The organism is Bacillus sp. FSL R5-0659, assembly GCF_038008785.1.
GTDB lineage: Bacteria > Bacillota > Bacilli > Bacillales > Bacillaceae > Bacillus > Bacillus safensis.
Map to the genome: position 1 here is coordinate 2,333,996 of NZ_JBBOZU010000001.1, position 17,334 is coordinate 2,351,329.

General features: G+C 43.0%; 17 protein-coding genes, 1 other RNA gene and 1 other annotated feature. Of the genes, 5 read left to right on the plus strand and 13 right to left on the minus strand.

The features are described from left to right. The first annotated feature begins 1 nt into the window (after position 1). The 3 genes from NSQ72_RS11990 (at position 2) to NSQ72_RS12000 (ending at position 2,208) form a co-directional block, all read left to right on the plus strand. A complete protein-coding gene (locus tag NSQ72_RS11990) occupies positions 2-811 on the plus strand; it encodes a transporter substrate-binding domain-containing protein (protein WP_058839006.1) in 810 nt (269 codons plus the stop codon). Positions 812-888: 77 nt separating this feature from the next. Beyond that, positions 889-1,542: an amino acid ABC transporter permease gene (locus NSQ72_RS11995; RefSeq protein ID WP_341084120.1), complete on the plus strand. Its 654-nt coding sequence runs from the start codon at positions 889-891 to the stop codon at positions 1,540-1,542. A 15-nt stretch (positions 1,543-1,557) separates the two neighbouring features. Further along, positions 1,558-2,208, plus strand: coding sequence for an amino acid ABC transporter permease (locus NSQ72_RS12000; protein ID WP_024427867.1), 651 nt, complete (start codon positions 1,558-1,560; stop codon positions 2,206-2,208). An 84-nt stretch (positions 2,209-2,292) separates the two neighbouring features. Here NSQ72_RS12000 and NSQ72_RS12005 read toward each other — a convergent pair whose 3' ends face one another. The 8 genes from NSQ72_RS12005 to cymR form a co-directional block, all read right to left on the minus strand. Then, a complete protein-coding gene (locus NSQ72_RS12005) occupies positions 2,293-2,424 on the minus strand; it encodes a YrzQ family protein (protein ID WP_064497881.1) in 132 nt (43 codons plus the stop codon). Between the two features lie 20 nt (positions 2,425-2,444). After that, positions 2,445-2,636, minus strand: coding sequence for a hypothetical protein (locus tag NSQ72_RS12010; protein ID WP_003216308.1), 192 nt, complete (start codon positions 2,634-2,636; stop codon positions 2,445-2,447). Positions 2,637-2,649: 13 nt separating this feature from the next. Beyond that, a complete protein-coding gene (locus NSQ72_RS12015; RefSeq protein WP_052196552.1) occupies positions 2,650-3,168 on the minus strand; it encodes a PRC-barrel domain-containing protein in 519 nt (172 codons plus the stop codon). Positions 3,169-3,436: 268 nt separating this feature from the next. After that, a complete protein-coding gene (gene recD2, locus NSQ72_RS12020) occupies positions 3,437-5,821 on the minus strand; it encodes an SF1B family DNA helicase RecD2 (protein ID WP_024423121.1) in 2,385 nt (794 codons plus the stop codon). Positions 5,822-5,840: 19 nt separating this feature from the next. Then, positions 5,841-6,494 (minus strand): tetratricopeptide repeat protein, encoded by a 654-nt coding sequence (locus NSQ72_RS12025; RefSeq protein ID WP_025092425.1) that lies wholly within the window; start codon positions 6,492-6,494, stop codon positions 5,841-5,843. Positions 6,495-6,554: 60 nt separating this feature from the next. Beyond that, positions 6,555-7,673 (minus strand): tRNA 2-thiouridine(34) synthase MnmA, encoded by a 1,119-nt coding sequence (gene mnmA / locus NSQ72_RS12030; protein ID WP_039180282.1) that lies wholly within the window; start codon positions 7,671-7,673, stop codon positions 6,555-6,557. Between the two features lie 94 nt (positions 7,674-7,767). Continuing rightward, positions 7,768-8,910, minus strand: coding sequence for a cysteine desulfurase family protein (locus tag NSQ72_RS12035; RefSeq protein WP_144490369.1), 1,143 nt, complete (start codon positions 8,908-8,910; stop codon positions 7,768-7,770). 18 nt (positions 8,911-8,928) lie between these two features. After that, positions 8,929-9,348 (minus strand): cysteine metabolism transcriptional regulator CymR, encoded by a 420-nt coding sequence (cymR, locus tag NSQ72_RS12040; protein ID WP_024423125.1) that lies wholly within the window; start codon positions 9,346-9,348, stop codon positions 8,929-8,931. A 208-nt stretch (positions 9,349-9,556) separates the two neighbouring features. Between cymR and NSQ72_RS12045 the strand changes: the two genes are divergently transcribed. Beyond that, complete coding sequence (locus NSQ72_RS12045) at positions 9,557-10,822, plus strand: replication-associated recombination protein A (protein WP_341084122.1); 1,266 nt, start codon at positions 9,557-9,559, stop codon at positions 10,820-10,822. Positions 10,823-10,856: 34 nt separating this feature from the next. Here NSQ72_RS12045 and NSQ72_RS12050 read toward each other — a convergent pair whose 3' ends face one another. The 5 genes from NSQ72_RS12050 to NSQ72_RS12070 all read right to left on the minus strand — a co-directional run bounded on the left by NSQ72_RS12050 (position 10,857) and on the right by NSQ72_RS12070 (position 15,584). Next, positions 10,857-11,621 (minus strand): tRNA threonylcarbamoyladenosine dehydratase, encoded by a 765-nt coding sequence (locus tag NSQ72_RS12050; protein WP_039180291.1) that lies wholly within the window; start codon positions 11,619-11,621, stop codon positions 10,857-10,859. A gap of 92 nt (positions 11,622-11,713) precedes the next feature. Beyond that, a non-coding RNA gene (gene ssrS / locus NSQ72_RS12055) (6S RNA) lies at positions 11,714-11,894 on the minus strand. A gap of 77 nt (positions 11,895-11,971) precedes the next feature. Then, positions 11,972-13,750 carry an aspartate--tRNA ligase gene (aspS, locus tag NSQ72_RS12060; RefSeq protein WP_099663571.1) on the minus strand — a complete coding sequence of 593 codons (1,779 nt, stop codon included), beginning with the start codon at positions 13,748-13,750 and terminating at the stop codon, positions 11,972-11,974. Positions 13,751-13,768: 18 nt separating this feature from the next. Continuing rightward, positions 13,769-15,043 (minus strand): histidine--tRNA ligase, encoded by a 1,275-nt coding sequence (hisS, locus tag NSQ72_RS12065; RefSeq protein WP_024423129.1) that lies wholly within the window; start codon positions 15,041-15,043, stop codon positions 13,769-13,771. 73 nt (positions 15,044-15,116) lie between these two features. Beyond that, positions 15,117-15,355: a binding site (T-box leader), on the minus strand. 58 nt (positions 15,356-15,413) lie between these two features. Then, positions 15,414-15,584 (minus strand): YrzK family protein, encoded by a 171-nt coding sequence (locus NSQ72_RS12070; protein WP_003216250.1) that lies wholly within the window; start codon positions 15,582-15,584, stop codon positions 15,414-15,416. A 161-nt stretch (positions 15,585-15,745) separates the two neighbouring features. Here NSQ72_RS12070 and NSQ72_RS12075 point away from each other — a divergent pair, with 161 nt between their 5' ends. Beyond that, positions 15,746-17,302 (plus strand): SH3 domain-containing protein, encoded by a 1,557-nt coding sequence (locus NSQ72_RS12075; protein ID WP_445285754.1) that lies wholly within the window; start codon positions 15,746-15,748, stop codon positions 17,300-17,302. Positions 17,303-17,334: the final 32 nt, after the last annotated feature.

Below are 17,334 nucleotides of genomic sequence, written 5' to 3' on the forward strand. Positions count from 1 at the left end.
AATGAAAAAAATGAAACGTTTTGGCATGCTGCTCTTTATGACTTGCTGCATCGCCGCTTTAGCTGCTTGTGGATCTACAGAAAAAGGCTCAACTGATGCAAAACAAGGAAGCTCATTAGAAGCCATTAAGAAAGACAAAAAAATCATTTTCGGTGTAAAAAATGACACACGGCTATTCGGTCTAAAAAATCCGAGCAGCGGGGATATTGAAGGATTTGATATTGATATTGCAAAAGCCATCACAAAGGAAATACTCGGCGATGAAGGAAAAGCAGAATTTAAGGAAGTGACATCTAAAACAAGAATTCCTTTGCTTCAAAAAGGGGATATCCATGCGATTGTTGCGACCATGACAATTACAGAAGAGCGTAAAAAAGAAGTCAATTTCTCAGATGTTTACTTTGAAGCAGGACAATCACTGCTTGTGAAAAAAGGAAGCGACATTCAATCCATTGATGATCTTAAAAAAGGAACGAAGGTGCTGGCCGTGAAAGGATCTACTTCTTCTCAAAATATCCGTGAGAAAGCACCTGAAGTATCCGTATTAGAATTTGAGAACTATCAAGAGGCTTTTACAGCATTAAAATCAAATCAAGGGCAAGTGCTGACAACTGATAATGCGATCTTATTTGGTATGGCAGATGAAGATTCAAATTATGAAGTGGTCGGCGGCACCTTTACAGATGAGCCTTATGGCATTGCTGTGAAAAAAGGGGATCAAGAATTAACTGATGCGATCAATAAAGCCTTAAAAACGTTAAAAGACAATGGTGAATATGACAAAATTCTTAAAAAATGGATCAAAGAATAACATTTGATTGGTTAACATCAATGCCTCAGGTGAGCCGCTCAATGGCTCCCCTGTTGATCAGGAAGGAAGTGAACTGATTGCTGCGGTTTTCCATTCTCATTGAAAATTTTCATCTTTATTTAGAAGGCTTTAAATATACCATTGGTGCAAGTGTCATTGCTCTGATTGGAAGCTTTTTGATCGGTACACTCATTGCCATTATGAGAATTGCGCCATTTAGGCCGCTAAACTGGTTCGGAACGGCTTATGTGGAATTTATTCGGAATATTCCGTTATTATTGATCACCTTTGTTTTCTTCTTTGGTTTACCCGTGCTAGGTATTGTAGCAGATGGCTTTACTGCTGGAACGATCGCCCTTGCCATTTATACGTCTGCCTTTATTGCTGAAGCCATTCGTGCAGGGATACAAGCTGTACCGCTTGGACAAATGGAAGCAGCCCGCGCTTCAGGTCTGTCATATGGCGGGACGATGCGGTATATCATTTTGCCTCAGGCGATTAAAATCGTCATTCCCCCTCTTGGGAATCAATTTATTAACCTTGTCAAAAACTCCTCGATTTTAGGTGTCATTGCAGGGTTTGATCTCATGTATCAAGGTGACCTTATTGCATCTAGAACATTTGTGACGTTTGATGTCTACATCTTTGTTGCCATGTTCTATCTGCTATTAACCATTCCGCTTAGTCTAGGCGTTGGTTATTTAGAAAGAAGATTAGCAAGAAGCCACTAGAGAGGAGGAAATATCTTGGATTTTATAGGTGCCTACCAGCCTGATCATCTCGCCTTTTTACTTGAAGGATTTGCTGTCACCTTAAAAGTGGCTTTTATCTCCATCATTTTGAGCTTTATCATTGGATTAGTCGTCGGCACATTGCGGTTCGCTCAAATCCCGGTTTTATCAAAAGTGCTTGCGGTTGTTGTAGAAACCATTCGGAACCTGCCGCTTTTACTGATCATCTTTTTCACGTATTTTGCATTGCCTGAAATCGGCATCAAGCTAAGCATCACAGCCTCTGCCATTGCAGCTTTAACCGTGTTTGAATCCGCGATGCTGTCAGAAATTATTCGGAGCGGCCTTAAATCAATTGATAAGGGCCAGATCGAAGCAGCCAGGTCTTCTGGTTTAACCTATATTCAAACATTGAAAATGATTATTATGCCGCAGGCCCTGCGCAGAATGGTGCCGCCAATTGTCAGTCAATTCATATCTCTTTTAAAAGATACGTCGCTTGCAGTCGTCATTGCGCTTCCAGAATTATTACATCACGCACAAATATTAAACGGTCAAAGCCAATCCTATTTACTGCCGATTTTTCTATTGGCGGCTATGATGTATTTTGTCGTCAATTTCAGCTTATCCATTCTTGCAAGACGATTAGAATACAGGCAAGCGTAACACCTCAGCTTATAGACAAACACTGCGTCCTGGTCTGAAAAAAAACAAAGGGCTAAAATGAAGATCATTTTAGCCCTTTTGTGTTTACATCATTCTCATAACACGTTTTTTTAGCTTTTTCATATCCCGCTTTGATGGCATATCATATCGGCTTGCAAAGTGATATGCAAGTGCACCTGCACCAAGCGTTAATAGTGAAGAAGTCATTTTGCCCATTCGAAATTCCCCCTTAACACTTATAGTTGAATTGAACGTTCATCGTCACTAAACAGATCATCTAAGCTGCTTAGTGTCCCGTCTTCCTCCACTTGGTGTGTCGATATTTTGCCTTTTGACAGCGTCAATTCAATAAAACAGCCCCAGCAATAATATTGATTGACCCCAATTTTTCCGATGTCTTTACATTTGCAATTTGGGCAAATGAGCATAATCAGCACCTCTTTACGTTCGGTTTAGAACCAGTGCTTCCTTTTGAACGTTCATCAAGGTTCCGGCAGCCTGCAGCTGTTTCCGAATCCCTGATAGCTCTGTAAAGAAGCCGTCCGAGAGTTCATATGCTACGATTGTGCCCGAATTTGTACAAAAGTATACATCTTCCAAAATGCCTAAATTTTCACCATCAGGCGACTGCATCATTTTCTTTTTTAATTTCGAAAATAACAAGAATGGAGCAGAGGAATCCATGCCTACTCCCTCCTGGCAGCTCACATATAAACCTTTGTCTGTCAGCTGATCAAATCCAGAGAATGGAATGAGTGCACAGTCTTTCTTTTTCCCCTCTAACACATACCCTCCGCAGCTGCCTCCGGCTAAAAAGCAAATATCTTTTATGGAACCAAGCGATTGGGACAGCTCATCTGAATAGATCGTCATTCCTTCAAGTTCTCGGCATGTTCTCAAAATGTGCTCAACCACCTTTTGCGGAACAGTCTTATCGTGTGCGTTTGCTTCATGACTCATACGAAGAAATGGCTTCCATGAACGGAATGGAAGAAGTTCTTTCCACGCTAAAAGGCTTCCATATGGAAGCCTCAGATTGTTGACAAAGGGCTAAAATGATCTTGATTTTAGCCCTTTGTCTTCTTTTCAGCGTGATAGAAAACCTTTGCAGTCTAGGAAAGACGAGCATCGGAGCGGAGCGAATTTGACATTCGTGAGCACCGGAGCGCAGGATTGACAACGAATGCAAGGGTTTGTCTACACGCTAAGGCTTCCGTATGGAAGCCTTCTACTCATGCATAAAATCAAACGGAGTGATTCCCTCCATGCCAATATTTGCGTCATGTACGCTAAACGGAAGCTCTTTTTGGAGCGCTTCAAGTTCTGCATCCATGATTTGTTCGGTTTGCACAAGCCGCATCGTTAAGGACGTTTGTCTGAGGGAATCCTCATTGTTTTTCACGCCCCACTCCAGCGCTGATTCCTCGCCGCACAGTATTAAAAACTTTTTACTTCGTGTTATAGCTGTGTACAGCAGATTACGCCGAAGCATTCGGTAATAGCTCCTCACAACTGGCAGCACAACAATCGGAAATTCACTGCCTTGTGATTTGTGGATGGAGCAGCAATAGGCATGAGTAAATTGATGAAAATCCTTTTTCGTAAAGGTGATTTCATTTCCATCAAAGGAGATCACGGCCATGTCTTCTTTTTCTGTATTTTCTTTTGCATAAAAAATCGAGACAATTTCGCCGATATCGCCGTTAAAAATATTGTTCTCCGGCTGATTCACAAGCTGAAGCACCTTATCACCTGTCCGGTACACCACATCACCAAACGGGATTTCTCTGCCTTTTGGTTTTTTAGGATTCAAAATGTGCTGCAGCATTTTGTTGAGCTCATTGATGCCCGCTTTTCCTTTATACATTGGTGCGAGCACTTGAATGTCCTTTGCCGAAAACCCTTTTTGAGCAGCATTGCTGACGACTTTCTCAATGACTTCTTTCATTTGATCAGCTGAACATTGAATGAAGGACCGATCCTTTGAGCGTGCAGTAATATCCTTTGGCAGCACACCATTTTTCATATCATGGGCAAGTTCAACAATGGTTGAGCCGTCTGCCTGCCGGTAAATATCTGTCAGAGTAACAGCCGGCACAGCTTTTGAGGCAAGCAAATCCCGTAAAACTTGACCTGGTCCGACAGATGGCAGCTGATGTTCATCCCCTACCATAATGACTTGGATATGATCAGGAATGGCTTTAAACAAATGATTCGCCAGCCAAATATCCAGCATACTTGATTCATCAATGATGACAAGCTTTCCTTCAATCGGCTGTTCTTCATCATGCGAGAAGCCCTCCGAACCGTTCCAGCCTAGCAGCCGGTGAATGGTGACAGCTGGAAGCCCTGTTGATTCTGTCATCCGTTTAGCCGCCCGTCCTGTTGGTGCCGCAAGCACAAATGGGAAAGATTCATCCTTTTTATAATCACTCGGATCAAGAGATACACCGTGAAGATCACTGTAAAGCTCGACAATTCCTTTAATGACCGTCGTCTTCCCTGTACCAGGTCCGCCTGTTAAAAGCAGCATCGGGGACATGAGTGCCTTTTGAATCGCTTCCTTTTGTGTCGGTGCATACTGAACGCCTAATCGCTCCTCCAGCTCACCAAGTGCAAGGAGGAATTCTGATTCAGGAAATTGATCCGCGTATTCTGTTTGGGAGACGATTTTTTGAATGCGTTTGGCAACACTTTGCTCCGCATAAAATAAGGATGGATGATAGCAGCGGTCATCTTCAATGATCATTTCTTTTCCTTCGCCAAGTGCAATGATCTGATTGGCAACATCCATTTCAGTCACTTTGTAATCATTGCCTGTTTGGTTGAGCAGCTTGCGGGTTTCGACGATCAAATCTTTTGTTTGTATGTACGTATGACCGTCCTGTAGACTGGCTGTCTCCACTGTATATAGCAAGGCTGCGCGAATCCGCTCTGGATCATTACCTGAGATGCCTGTTCTAGCGCCGAGCTCATCCGCCTTAATAAATCCGATCCCCTCAACATCCTTAACAAGCTGATACGGATTTTCCTCGATCTTTTGCAGCGTTTCACTCTCGTACACTTGGTAAATCTTCATGCTGAGCTGCGGACCAAAGCCATATTGATTCAGGCTGATCATGATTTGTTCCAGTCCTTGATGCTCCTGAAGCGCTGCGGCCAGCTTATCCGCCTTCTTTTTGGATAAGCGCGGTACATCGTACAAAACAGCTGGGTCACGCATAATTTTATGAAGCGTCTGATTGCCAAGCTGTCCCACGATTTCTTCCGCCGTCTTTTTTCCTATCCCCTCAAATAAATCACTTGAGAGATAATGTATGATTCCTTGCTTCGTTGTCGGCACTTCCTTTTGAAAATGAGTGGCCTGAAACTGTTCACCGAATTTCGGATGGCTTGTGACTTTGCCATAAAAGGTGTAGGTTTCCTCCTCATGAAGTGCGGGGAAGTAGCCTGTGACAGATGCTGTTTTTTCCTCTAAGTTTTCCGATGTTTCAATGACTTTCACCTTTAACACCGAGTATAAATTACTTTCATTATGGAAAATAACGGCTTGAATGGTCCCCTTTAAAAACGGTTCGTCCTCAAGCTTCATTTGATCTGGATGTTCCTGCACAGGTCTTCCCTCCTTCCATCTATTCTGCCTCTTGAATCAGCTTTTGCGCATGTAGTGCAAGCATATGGTCAGGCTGCACGTCAATGGCTTTACCCAGCATCTCAAGCGCTTCGTCTTTTTTCTCTAAGTACGCATACGCAACCCCTAAATTATAAAAGGCGTCTGCATGCTGCGGATCACGCGTGATGACTTCAGTAAAAGTTGTCACCGCTTCTTCCAGCATGTGTTCATTGGCTAAGCACATGCCAAATTGGAATCTAGCTTCATTATCTTCTTCGTTTAGTTCAACGGCACGCTGAAGATACGGCATCGCAAGCTTTGGCTGCTCTAATTTGATGAGCGTCTGCCCAAGCATATAAAACAAATCACTATTTTCCATGCCCGCTTTTAGTGCTTGTTCAAAATAATCTTTCGCTTTCATAAAGTCTTCTTTTAATGTATACACATTTCCTGCCCCGTAATAGGCTGCGGCAGCAGTGTGATCAAGTTCAATTGCTTTTTGAAAAAAGTTTAAAGCACGTTCAAATTCATTGATACTTGAAAGTAAGTTCGCAAAGTTAATATATGGAACCGGATCCTTCGGGCTTTCTTCGATCGCTTTTGTAAAAGCTTCAGCTGCTTTTTCGATATTCCCTTGATTCAAGGCTTCTATGCCGATTTCGTTATGATTCATTCGCTCTCTCATCCTTTCATTAAAAAACCTCAACAGCGACGTTGAGGTTTTGAAAACATGCTACACATACGACAGCTTTTGACCATCTTTGAAGACATCGTCAATTGTACCGCCGCCAAGACATTCGTCACCATCATAAAAAACAACCGCTTGTCCCGGAGTAACAGCACGAACAGGCTCATCAAAGATAACCATCGCTTCTTGCTCACCTGTCATTTTGACCTTCACATGGTGATCTTCTTGACGGTATCTGAATTTTGCTGTGCACGTTAATTCACCGTTTTCCCCGACAATATGAGGACGAGTCCAGCTGATATTAACGGCTGAAATGCTTTCAGAGTATAAAAGTGGGTTGTGGAAGCCTTGTTCAACAAACAAGATGTTTTTCTCCAAGTCTTTCCCAACGACAAACCAAGGATCACCACTGCCGCCAATGCCAAGTCCTTGGCGCTGACCGATCGTGTAATACATCAGTCCATCGTGCTCCCCTTTTACTTCTCCGTCCATTGTCTGCATCACACCAGGCTGTGCAGGCAAATATTGACTGAGGAACGTTTTAAAGTTTCTTTCTCCAATAAAGCAGATACCTGTTGAATCTTTTTTCGTTGCTGTTGCGAGCTCTGCTTCTTTTGCCAATTCACGAACCCTTTTTTTCTCTAAATCACCGATTGGGAACATGACTTTATCAAGTTGTTCCTGAGTCAGCTGATTTAAGAAATACGTTTGGTCTTTGTTTGCATCAAGACCTCGCAGCATTTTGACTTCATCACCAGTTCTATCAACACGGGCATAGTGTCCTGTTGCCAAATAATCCGCACCAAGTGACAATGCATGCTCAAGGAATGCCTTGAACTTAATTTCTTTGTTACACATGACATCTGGGTTTGGCGTTCTGCCCGCTTTATATTCATCAAGGAAATATTGAAACACTTTGTCCCAATATTGCTTCTCGAAATTCACTGCATAATATGGGATTCCAATTTGGTTACACACGCGGATGACATCCTCATAGTCTTCCGTTGCTGTGCAAACACCATTTTCATCAGTGTCATCCCAGTTTTTCATAAATATGCCGATGACATCATAGCCTTGCTCCTTTAGCATAAGAGCGGCAACTGATGAATCGACTCCTCCGGACATACCGACCACAACTCTTGTATCTTCTGGTCTTTTTGTCATCTTCATCAACTCCAATTTCAATGAAACAACATACGCGTTTCGTTCTTCAGGTGCTTCGCTGTTTCATTTTTCACACACGAACAAAAGGAAGCATTTATTTGGCTAGGCGTTTGACAACAGCTGCTATCTTACGTGCCGCCTGCTTCACATGATCCTCTTCATTCCCAAGACCGAAGCTTATTCTGACTGAGGATGTCAGCTCTTTTGCTTCTTCGCCATACATGGCGCTTAACACGTGCGAAGGAAGGACAGATCCAGCCGTACATGCCGATCCGCTTGAAACAGCAATTCCTTCCATATCTAAATTCACAAGCAGCGATTCAATGGAGACGCCCAGGAAATGAACATTTAAAATGTGCGGCAATGTCTCTTTCGGATGTCCATTGATAGAGAAATTAAGAGATTCCTCTTCGAATACTTGCAGCATAGTTTCTTTGAGCTTACCATAATGCATCGCTTTTTCTCTTCTATTTTGCTTCGTTAATTGAACAGCTTCTGCAAGTCCAACAATTCCCGCCACATTTTCAGTGCCAGCACGGCGCTTTCGTTCTTGTTCCCCTCCGAATATTTGCGGAGAAAGTTTCACGCCTTCGTTTACATATAAAAAGCCTGTTCCCATCGGACCGTTCAGCTTATGGCCAGAAGCAGATAAAAGATCAATATGGAGATCTGCTACATCAATAGGCACTGTGCCAAACGCCTGCACTGCGTCTGTATGAAAATGAGCAGTGTGATCATGTAGAAGTTCGCCAATGGCTTTGATTGGCTGAATCACACCTGTTTCATTATTGCCGTACATGACGGTCACAAGAATCGTATCATCTCTCAATGCTTGTTTTAATTGATCAAGATGAATCAATCCCGTTTCGTCCACATCTAAATACGTCACTTCAAATCCTAGCTTCTCTAGGCGTTCACATGTATGCAGCACCGCATGATGCTCTGTTTTCACTGTGATGATATGTTTTCCTTCATGCTGTCTTGCCATGGCAACACCTGTGATCGCCAGGTTGTCCGCCTCGGTTCCACCGCTTGTGAGGATGATCTCCTGTGGTTTACAGTGTAATTCTCTTGCAATGACTTCTCTTGCTTCATCGAGCCACTTTCTTGCCTCGCGCCCATATGAATGAATACTAGAGGGATTGCCAAATATCTCTGTAAAGTACGGCATCATCTTGTCCACAATACGCTGATCCATCGGCGTTGTGGCTGCATGATCTAAATAGATTCGTTCCATTTCCGGTACACCTCTGATCTAAATATAGAACATATACGAGTCTTGATCCCCGTCATCTGTGTAGCTTGCCAAGTCTTCAAGAGTTGTATTGTCTAGTACGTCTTTTACTGCATCACGAATACGAATCCATAGTTCACGCTTTGCTGGTTCTTCGTTTTCGATGACTTCAACAGGACTAATTGGTCCTTCTAATACACGAATAATATCACCTGCTGTGATCTCGTTTGGTTCATGTGCAAGAACATAGCCGCCATACGCACCGCGGATACTTTTTACAAGACGGGCATTGCGGAGTGGTGATACAAGCTGCTCTAAATAATGCTCAGACAAATCATTGTTTTGAGCGATTGATTTTAATGATGTAGGGCCTTCGCCATGTTTTTTGGCTAATTCGATCATGATCGTCAGACCATATCTGCCTTTAGTTGATATTTTCAAGTTAAACACCTCTGCGTTTTCTATTCTATGTCATCAATTATTTTTCTGATTTCATATACGCTGATATATAGACCAAAAGCAATTATATCATACTTTCAGCCAACTTTCATTTACGGGTATTGAGCATAATAGGAGGACTCATCCCTTTTCTATTTGAAGAAATTTCGGTACTCTATACAAACAAGACATTGCTTTAGGAGAGATAATTATGAAACCTTTAGCGTACCGGATGCGCCCAAGTCATATTGAAGACATTATTGGGCAGGAGCATCTTGTTGGAGAAGGTCAAATTATTAGACGAATGGTCGAGGCAAAGCATTTATCCTCGATGATTTTATACGGACCGCCGGGCATCGGCAAAACATCGATTGCAACCGCAATTGCTGGCAGTACAAGCATTGCTTTTCGTACATTAAATGCAGTCATTCATAACAAAAAGGATATGGAGGCTGTCGCCGCTGAAGCGAAAATGAGCGGACAGGTGATCCTTATTTTAGACGAAGTCCACCGGCTTGATAAAGGAAAGCAGGATTTTCTCCTTCCTTATTTAGAAAATGGCATGATCATTTTAATTGGCGCAACGACGGCTAATCCCTATCATGCGATCAATCCCGCCATCCGAAGCCGGACACAAATATTCGAGCTGAAGCCGCTTGAAACAGAGCAAATCAAAGCTGCGTTAACAAGAGCCTTACAGGATGAGCATCGCGGGCTTGGCGGTTATGAAGTGACCGTGGACGATGAAGCGATGAATCATTTTGCCAATGGATGCGGAGGAGACGTGCGTTCTGCTTTAAATGCACTAGAACTCGCTGTCTTATCGACAAAACCTGATGAGACCGGGCATATCAAAATTACTCTTGCCGCAGCAGAAGAATGCTTACAAAAAAAGAGCTTCTCACATGACAAGAATGGTGATGCTCATTATGATGTCCTCTCGGCTTTTCAAAAATCCATTAGGGGATCTGATACAGATGCGGCGCTGCATTACCTTGCCAGACTGATCGAAGCAGGAGACCTTGAAAGCATTTCAAGAAGATTACTCGTGATGGCTTACGAGGACATTGGCTTAGCCAGTCCGCAGGCAGGCCCCCGCGTGTTAAGCGCAGTACAAACAGCAGAAAGAATCGGTTTCCCAGAAGCACGGATTCCGCTGGCGAACGCAGTGATTGAACTGTGTCTTTCTCCTAAGTCCAATTCGGCATATAAGGCGATTGATGCGGCACTTGGTGACATTCGTACAGGGAAAATTGGTGAGGTTCCAGTTCATTTAAAGGATGCACACTACAAAGGCGCCACAGCACTCGGAAGAGGTGTCGATTACTTATACCCACATGATTACGAGAACGGCTGGGTGAAGCAGCAATATTTACCTGATCCGCTGAAAAACAAGCAATACTATGTACCGAAGCAAACCGGAAAATTTGAAGGTGCATTGAAACAGGTCTATGAAAATTTAAAACGCCAAAAATAAAAAAAGCCCCCTGCATAATTAGCAGGCGGGCTGTTTATTTATCCTTCACACGTGTAATCGGAATATCCTTTAAAAGCTTCATAATGACATGACCACCCATGATCAGTCCGGCAACTGACGGAACGAACGCATTGGATGATGGCGGCATTTGCGCCTTGCGAATCTTCGCTTCATCATTTCCAACTTCTTTTCTGACATCTTCGCGAATGACAATCGGACTTTCATCAGAGAAAATAACTTCAATTCCTTTACGAATCCCTTCCTTACGCAGACGTGTTCTCACGACTTTTGCAATAGGATCGGTATGTGTTTTTGAAATATCATCAATTTTGAAGCGTGTCGGATCTGTTTTGTTCGCAGCTCCCATACTTGAAATGATGTTCACACCGCGGTTCAGACACTCTTTCATTAAATGAATTTTATAGTGAATGGTATCTGAGGCATCAATGACATAATCAAGCGGATACTCAAAAAATTGCTCGTATGTTTCCTCTGTATAAAACATTTTAAGCGCAACAACTTCACATTCTGGATTAATATCAGCGATTCTCGCCTGCATTAAGTCAACCTTTGGCTGGCCAACTGTTGATAGCAATGCTGGAAGCTGACGGTTTACATTTGTAATATCAATATCATCTTTATCAACAAGAACAATACGGCCAACGCCTGAACGAGCGAGTGCCTCTACTGCGAATGAACCAACGCCGCCCACACCAAGCACTGCAACTGTACTGTTTTTTAGTATATTTAAGCCTTCCTTGCCAATGGCAAGCTCGTTTCTTGAAAACTGATGTAACAAGTGCCTCACTCCACCTTTATTTAAAATGAATCGAAAGAATCATATCATATTCAGACTTCTCCGTCATCCTTCTCTAAAAGAAAAAAACACAAAAAAGTCCCGATGACGCCGCCAGCATTTCCTTCGTTTTGAACCCCGCACCATGCAGGTGGGTGCTTTCTTCCTGACTTTATAAGTCCTCTAATGAGGCATTTATGCAGAAAGGAAAGGCAAGCTCCCGTATAAAAAAATGTTCGGTCAAAACTAGGTAACCACCGTACGTATCAGGACTTTATTTATTGATTGATGAAAGCATATCATAGGCATATTTCTTTTTCAAGCGTTTACATACCTATAAACATGCACCTATTTTACTGTTTTACTTTTGTTTTAATCGCTAAACTCAGCTCATCAAGCTGCGCCTCGCTCACATGGCCAGGGGCATCTGTGAGAACGCAGCTCGCACTTGCCGTTTTCGGGAATGCAATCGTATCTCTTAAGTTAGAGCGGCCTGCAAGCAGCATCACTAAACGATCAAGCCCAAGCGCGATTCCGCCATGCGGAGGAACACCATGCTCGAACGCATCCAGAAGGAAGCCGAATTGTTCGTAGGCCTCTTCTTTTGAAAAACCAAGTAAGCCAAACATTTTTTCTTGAATGTCCTTTTCAAAAATACGAATAGAACCTCCGCCAAGCTCGTAGCCATTTAGCACAAGATCGTAAGCCTGTGCCTTCATATCTTCTGGGCTTGTTTCAATTAATTCAAGATCATCGCGAACTGGCATTGTGAATGGATGATGGGCAGCATAGAAGCGGCCTTCTTCTTCATCCTTTTCAAGCAGCGGCCAATCGACAACCCATAAGAAATTGAATACAGACTCATCGATCAGTTCAAGCTCTTTACCAAGTTTTAAGCGAAGCGCACCAAGTGCATCATGAACAACAGACGTCTTATCTGCGACAAAGAGTAAAAGGTCGCCTTCTTCAACTTGCAGCTGTTCTTTTAATTCAGCTTGCTTTGCATCATCAAAGAATTTAGCGATCGGACCTTTTAATTCAGTCCCTTCTGCTTTTAGCCAAGCTAGACCTTTTGCACCGTAGTTCGCTGCAAATGCACCAAGTGCATCAATGTCTTTTCTTGAATAGTTCGATGCAGCCCCTTTTACATTGATGGCTTTCACAGCTCCACCATTTTTCACAGCTCCACTAAACACTTTGAAATCGGAGTCTTTTACCGTATCTGAAATGTTAACCAGCTTCATCTCAAAACGTGTATCCGGTTTATCAGATCCATAGGAATTCATGGCTTCATCGTATGTCATACGAGGTAATGGCAATGTAAGGTCTACACCTTTGACATCTTTCATTACCTTCGCCATCATCTCTTCAGCAAGCGTCATGATGTCCTCTTGACTCATAAAGGACATTTCAATATCGACTTGTGTGAATTCCGGCTGACGGTCAGCACGCAAATCTTCATCTCTAAAGCAGCGGGCAATTTGATAATAACGGTCCATCCCAGAAACCATCAGCAATTGTTTAAATAATTGCGGAGACTGAGGCAGTGCATAAAATTCTCCCTCGTGTACACGGCTTGGAACAAGATAGTCACGCGCACCTTCTGGCGTACTTTTCGTTAAAATTGGTGTTTCAATGTCTAGAAAGCCGTTGTCGTCTAAGAAATGGCGGAATGCTTTTGTGACTTCATGTCGCATTTTCATTGTTTCAAACATTGCAGGGCGGCGAAGATCTAGGTAACGATATTTTAAACGAACATCTTCTGATACCTCGTCTGCTTGATCTGAAATCACAAATGGAGGAGTCTTCGCTTCATTTAAAACGGTGACCGTTTCGACTTGAATTTCAATTTTGCCCGTTTTTAAATTTGGGTTGATCGTTGCTTCTTCTCTTGCGACAACCGTTCCTTTAATATCAAGGACATATTCGTTACGAATTGATTCTGCTGTCTCAAGCGCCTCTTTTGATAAGTCTGGATTGAAGACAACTTGTACAATCCCTGAACGGTCGCGCAAATCAATAAAGATTAAACCGCCTAGGTCACGCCTTTTTTGAACCCATCCTTTTAATACAACTGACTGACCGATTTGGTCTTCTGTTACTTCTCCACAATAAAAAGTTCTACCAAACACAAACATTCCACTCCTTCTTTACGCTTTCTGGTGGGCCTTCAACATTTGAATCAGCTCATCAAGCTTCACTTCAATTTGTTCACCCGTAGTTGTATCTTTCACATTCACAATTTGCTGTGCAAGTTCATCTTCACCAAGAACTGCAATAAATTTGGCTTTTAAACGATCAGCTGCTTTAAATTGTCCTTTTAGTTTCTTCCCTGTATAGTCCATTTCACTTGAGATACCTTCTTTTCTCAGACGGTTTAATAATGAAACAGAATAATCCTTCGCTTCATCTCCGAGAGCAGCAATGTATAAATCAATACCATCTTGCAGAGGAAGCTCAATTCCTTCAGCATCGATCGCTGATAGGAAACGCTCAATACTCATCGCAAATCCGATCCCTGGTGATTCAGGACCGCCAATTCCTTCAACGAGTCCATCATAACGGCCGCCGCCGGCTAATGTTGTAATCGCACCAAAGCCTTCTGCATTACTCATGATCTCAAATGCTGTGTGATTGTAGTAATCAAGACCGCGCACTAAATTTGGATCGACGACATACTCAATGCCTATATCTGATAAGTATTGTTTGACCTTTTCAAAATACGTCCGTGATTCTTCATTTAAGTAATCTTGAATGGATGGAGCTGTTGTCATCAGTTCATGATCACGATCCTTTTTACAATCAAGAATACGCAGCGGATTTTGGTGTAAACGAGTTTGACAGTCGTGACAGAATTCCTCAATTCTTGGCTCAAAGTGCTTGACCAGTGCTGTGCGGTAGTCTGCACGGCTCTCTTTGTCACCAAGGCTGTTAATGACGAGTTTTAAGTTAGAAAGGCCTGCTTTCTCATACACACTCATCGCAAGTGAAATGACCTCTGCATCAATGGCAGGATCTTTGGAACCAATCGCTTCGATTCCAAATTGATAAAATTGACGATATCTTCCTGTTTGCGGACGTTCATAGCGGAACATTGGTCCGATGTAATACAGCTTAGTTGGCTGAGCCGGCTGTGCAAACAATTTATTTTCAACATAAGAACGGACGGTTGAAGCTGTTCCCTCTGGACGGAGTGTGATGCTACGTCCTTTTTTATCTTCAAATGTGTACATCTCTTTTTGAACGATATCAGTTGATTCGCCTACTCCCCGTGCAAACAGCTCTGTATGCTCAAAAATCGGTGTGCGGATTTCTTTGTATTGAAAGGCTGCACATGTATCTCTCGCAATTTGTTCAACATACTGCCAGCGTTCTGACTCTCCAGGTAAAATATCCTGTGTGCCTCTTGGAATATTAAAACTCATTTTTCGTCCTCCTACGACCATCATTCATTTTTTATGTGGACATATAAAAAACCCCCGCCTCTACTATGTGTATAGTAGGGACGAGAGTTATACCCGTGGTGCCACCCTAGTTGGAACATGATCAAGCATGTTCCCGCTCAAATCCTTAACGCAGATTCACGTTCTCCGCCTATTGACTCATTTTTCGAGCGTTCAGCAGGAAACCTACAGAGTGTTCTTTCGTGATAAATGCCATGCGGATTCGCTTTCAGCCTAAGGCGAGTCCTCTCTGCTCACGCAATTTACCCTACTATTCTCTATCATCAGTTCCACATTTTAAATTTTCAAGTGTGTTGATTTATATTATAATAAGGTCGGTGCTGCCACTCTGTCAACCCTTGCCGTGCCTCTTTTTCTTTTCCAGCTCTTCTTTTGAGGTACATCCGTATTCAGATGCGGTTTCTTCAAGGAAGCCCGGCTGATCCATTTCGTCATGCTGCCAGCGGTCGATATCACGATGTCCATTATATTGCACTCGTCCTAATTTTCTGCTTAATCTCATGTTTGTACATCCTTTTATCACATTTTTATTTAGTATAAACAGATTGATTCATTTTTATTAGGGAAACTGCAAGGAATTCATCCACTACATAACGAATTAACATTCATCGGTTTTACAAGGGAGGGGAAAACACCGTTTTGAATCTGAAAAAACACAATCAAATGATGATGCTGCTTACTTGTTTTGTTCTCATCGCGAGTTCTTTGCCTATGACACATGCTACAGCACAAACAGATCAAGCTGTGGTCGCAACAGATGAAATCAATGTGAGAACGGGCCCTGGTTTAAGCTATGGAATTGCAGCTGTTGTAAAACGCGGCGAAAGTTATCCTATTCTCACTGAACAAGGAGAATGGGTGCAGATCCAATTATCAAACGGACAAAAAGGCTGGGTCGTCTCATGGTTGATCACCACATCATCCGGCGCTCAAAAAACAGCGAAACCAAAGGCGCAAGGTCAAAGCACGGCTGGAGGCAGTACCATTACATCGACAGCTTCCGACCTTCGCATCCGGACAGGCCCTGGGACTTCCTATCAAGTGATTGGTACTTTCCCGCAAGGCGCTTCCGCTAAAAAGCTCGAGACAAGCGGCGAATGGACGAAAATTTCTTATAAACAAGCAGAAGGCTGGGTTCACTCTGATTATGTTTCAGGTGGGCAGAAAACTTCTCAATCAAGCTCCGGCGGGTCTTCTCGCTCTAACCAGACAGGCACAGTTGGCGTATCGAGCTTGAATGTGAGGCAATCCGCGTCACCAAATGCACAAGTCATCGCTTCTCTTGCCCGCAACACACAGATCACCATTTTGCGAGAGCAGAACGGTTGGTATGAAATTGAGGGGAAAGGCGTAAAAGGCTGGGTTGCAAGCTATTACATTGTCACAGGCAAAGGAGCAGGCTCTGCACCTGAAAAGAGTTCATCCTCTTCGGCTTCTGAGCAAAAAGCGTACATTGTCTATGATGGCACCAACATTCGAAAAAGCGCTTCTACCTCTGCTGGGATTGCAGAAAGAGCAACAAAAGGAGCTGCCTATCACATTGTTCGGACGCAAGGTGACTGGTACGAGGTGACACTATCGAACGGCGGGACTGGCTATGTGGCGAGCTGGGTCGTTCAAACGAAGAAAAATAGCAGCGAAGCGCCAAGACCTCAGCATGATTCATCGTCTGGAACTGGTTCTTTAAAAGGAAAAACGATTGTTCTTGACCCTGGTCATGGCGGAAAAGACAGCGGCACAATTGGCGCAGACGGTGCTTTTGAAAAGAACATCACCATCAAAACCGCCAATTTACTAGCAGGCAAATTAAGAGCTTCTGGTGCAAATGTATATTTAACTAGAAGTGACGATACATTTATCAGCCTTCAATCGAGGGTGGCGACATCTCATTACCGAAATGCAGATGCATTTATTAGTCTTCATTATGATAGTTTTATGGACCAAAGTGTTAGAGGAAGTACTGCGTATTATTATCACGCAGCAAAAGATCAGCAATTAGCGTCAAGCGTTCATTCCGAAGTCGCAAAACGCTCTCAAATCCCTGATAAGGGTGTCAAATTCGGAGATTACTTTGTTTTAAGAGAAAACAAACGCCCTTCCCTTTTATATGAACTCGGGTATTTAAGCAATCCTCAGGAGGAAGCGATCATTTATAGCGCCTCTTACCAAGAACGAGTCACAGAAGGAATGACTGAAGGATTAAAACAATATTTCCGTTAAAAAGAAAGAGGCCTCTGCGCCTCTTTTTTTGT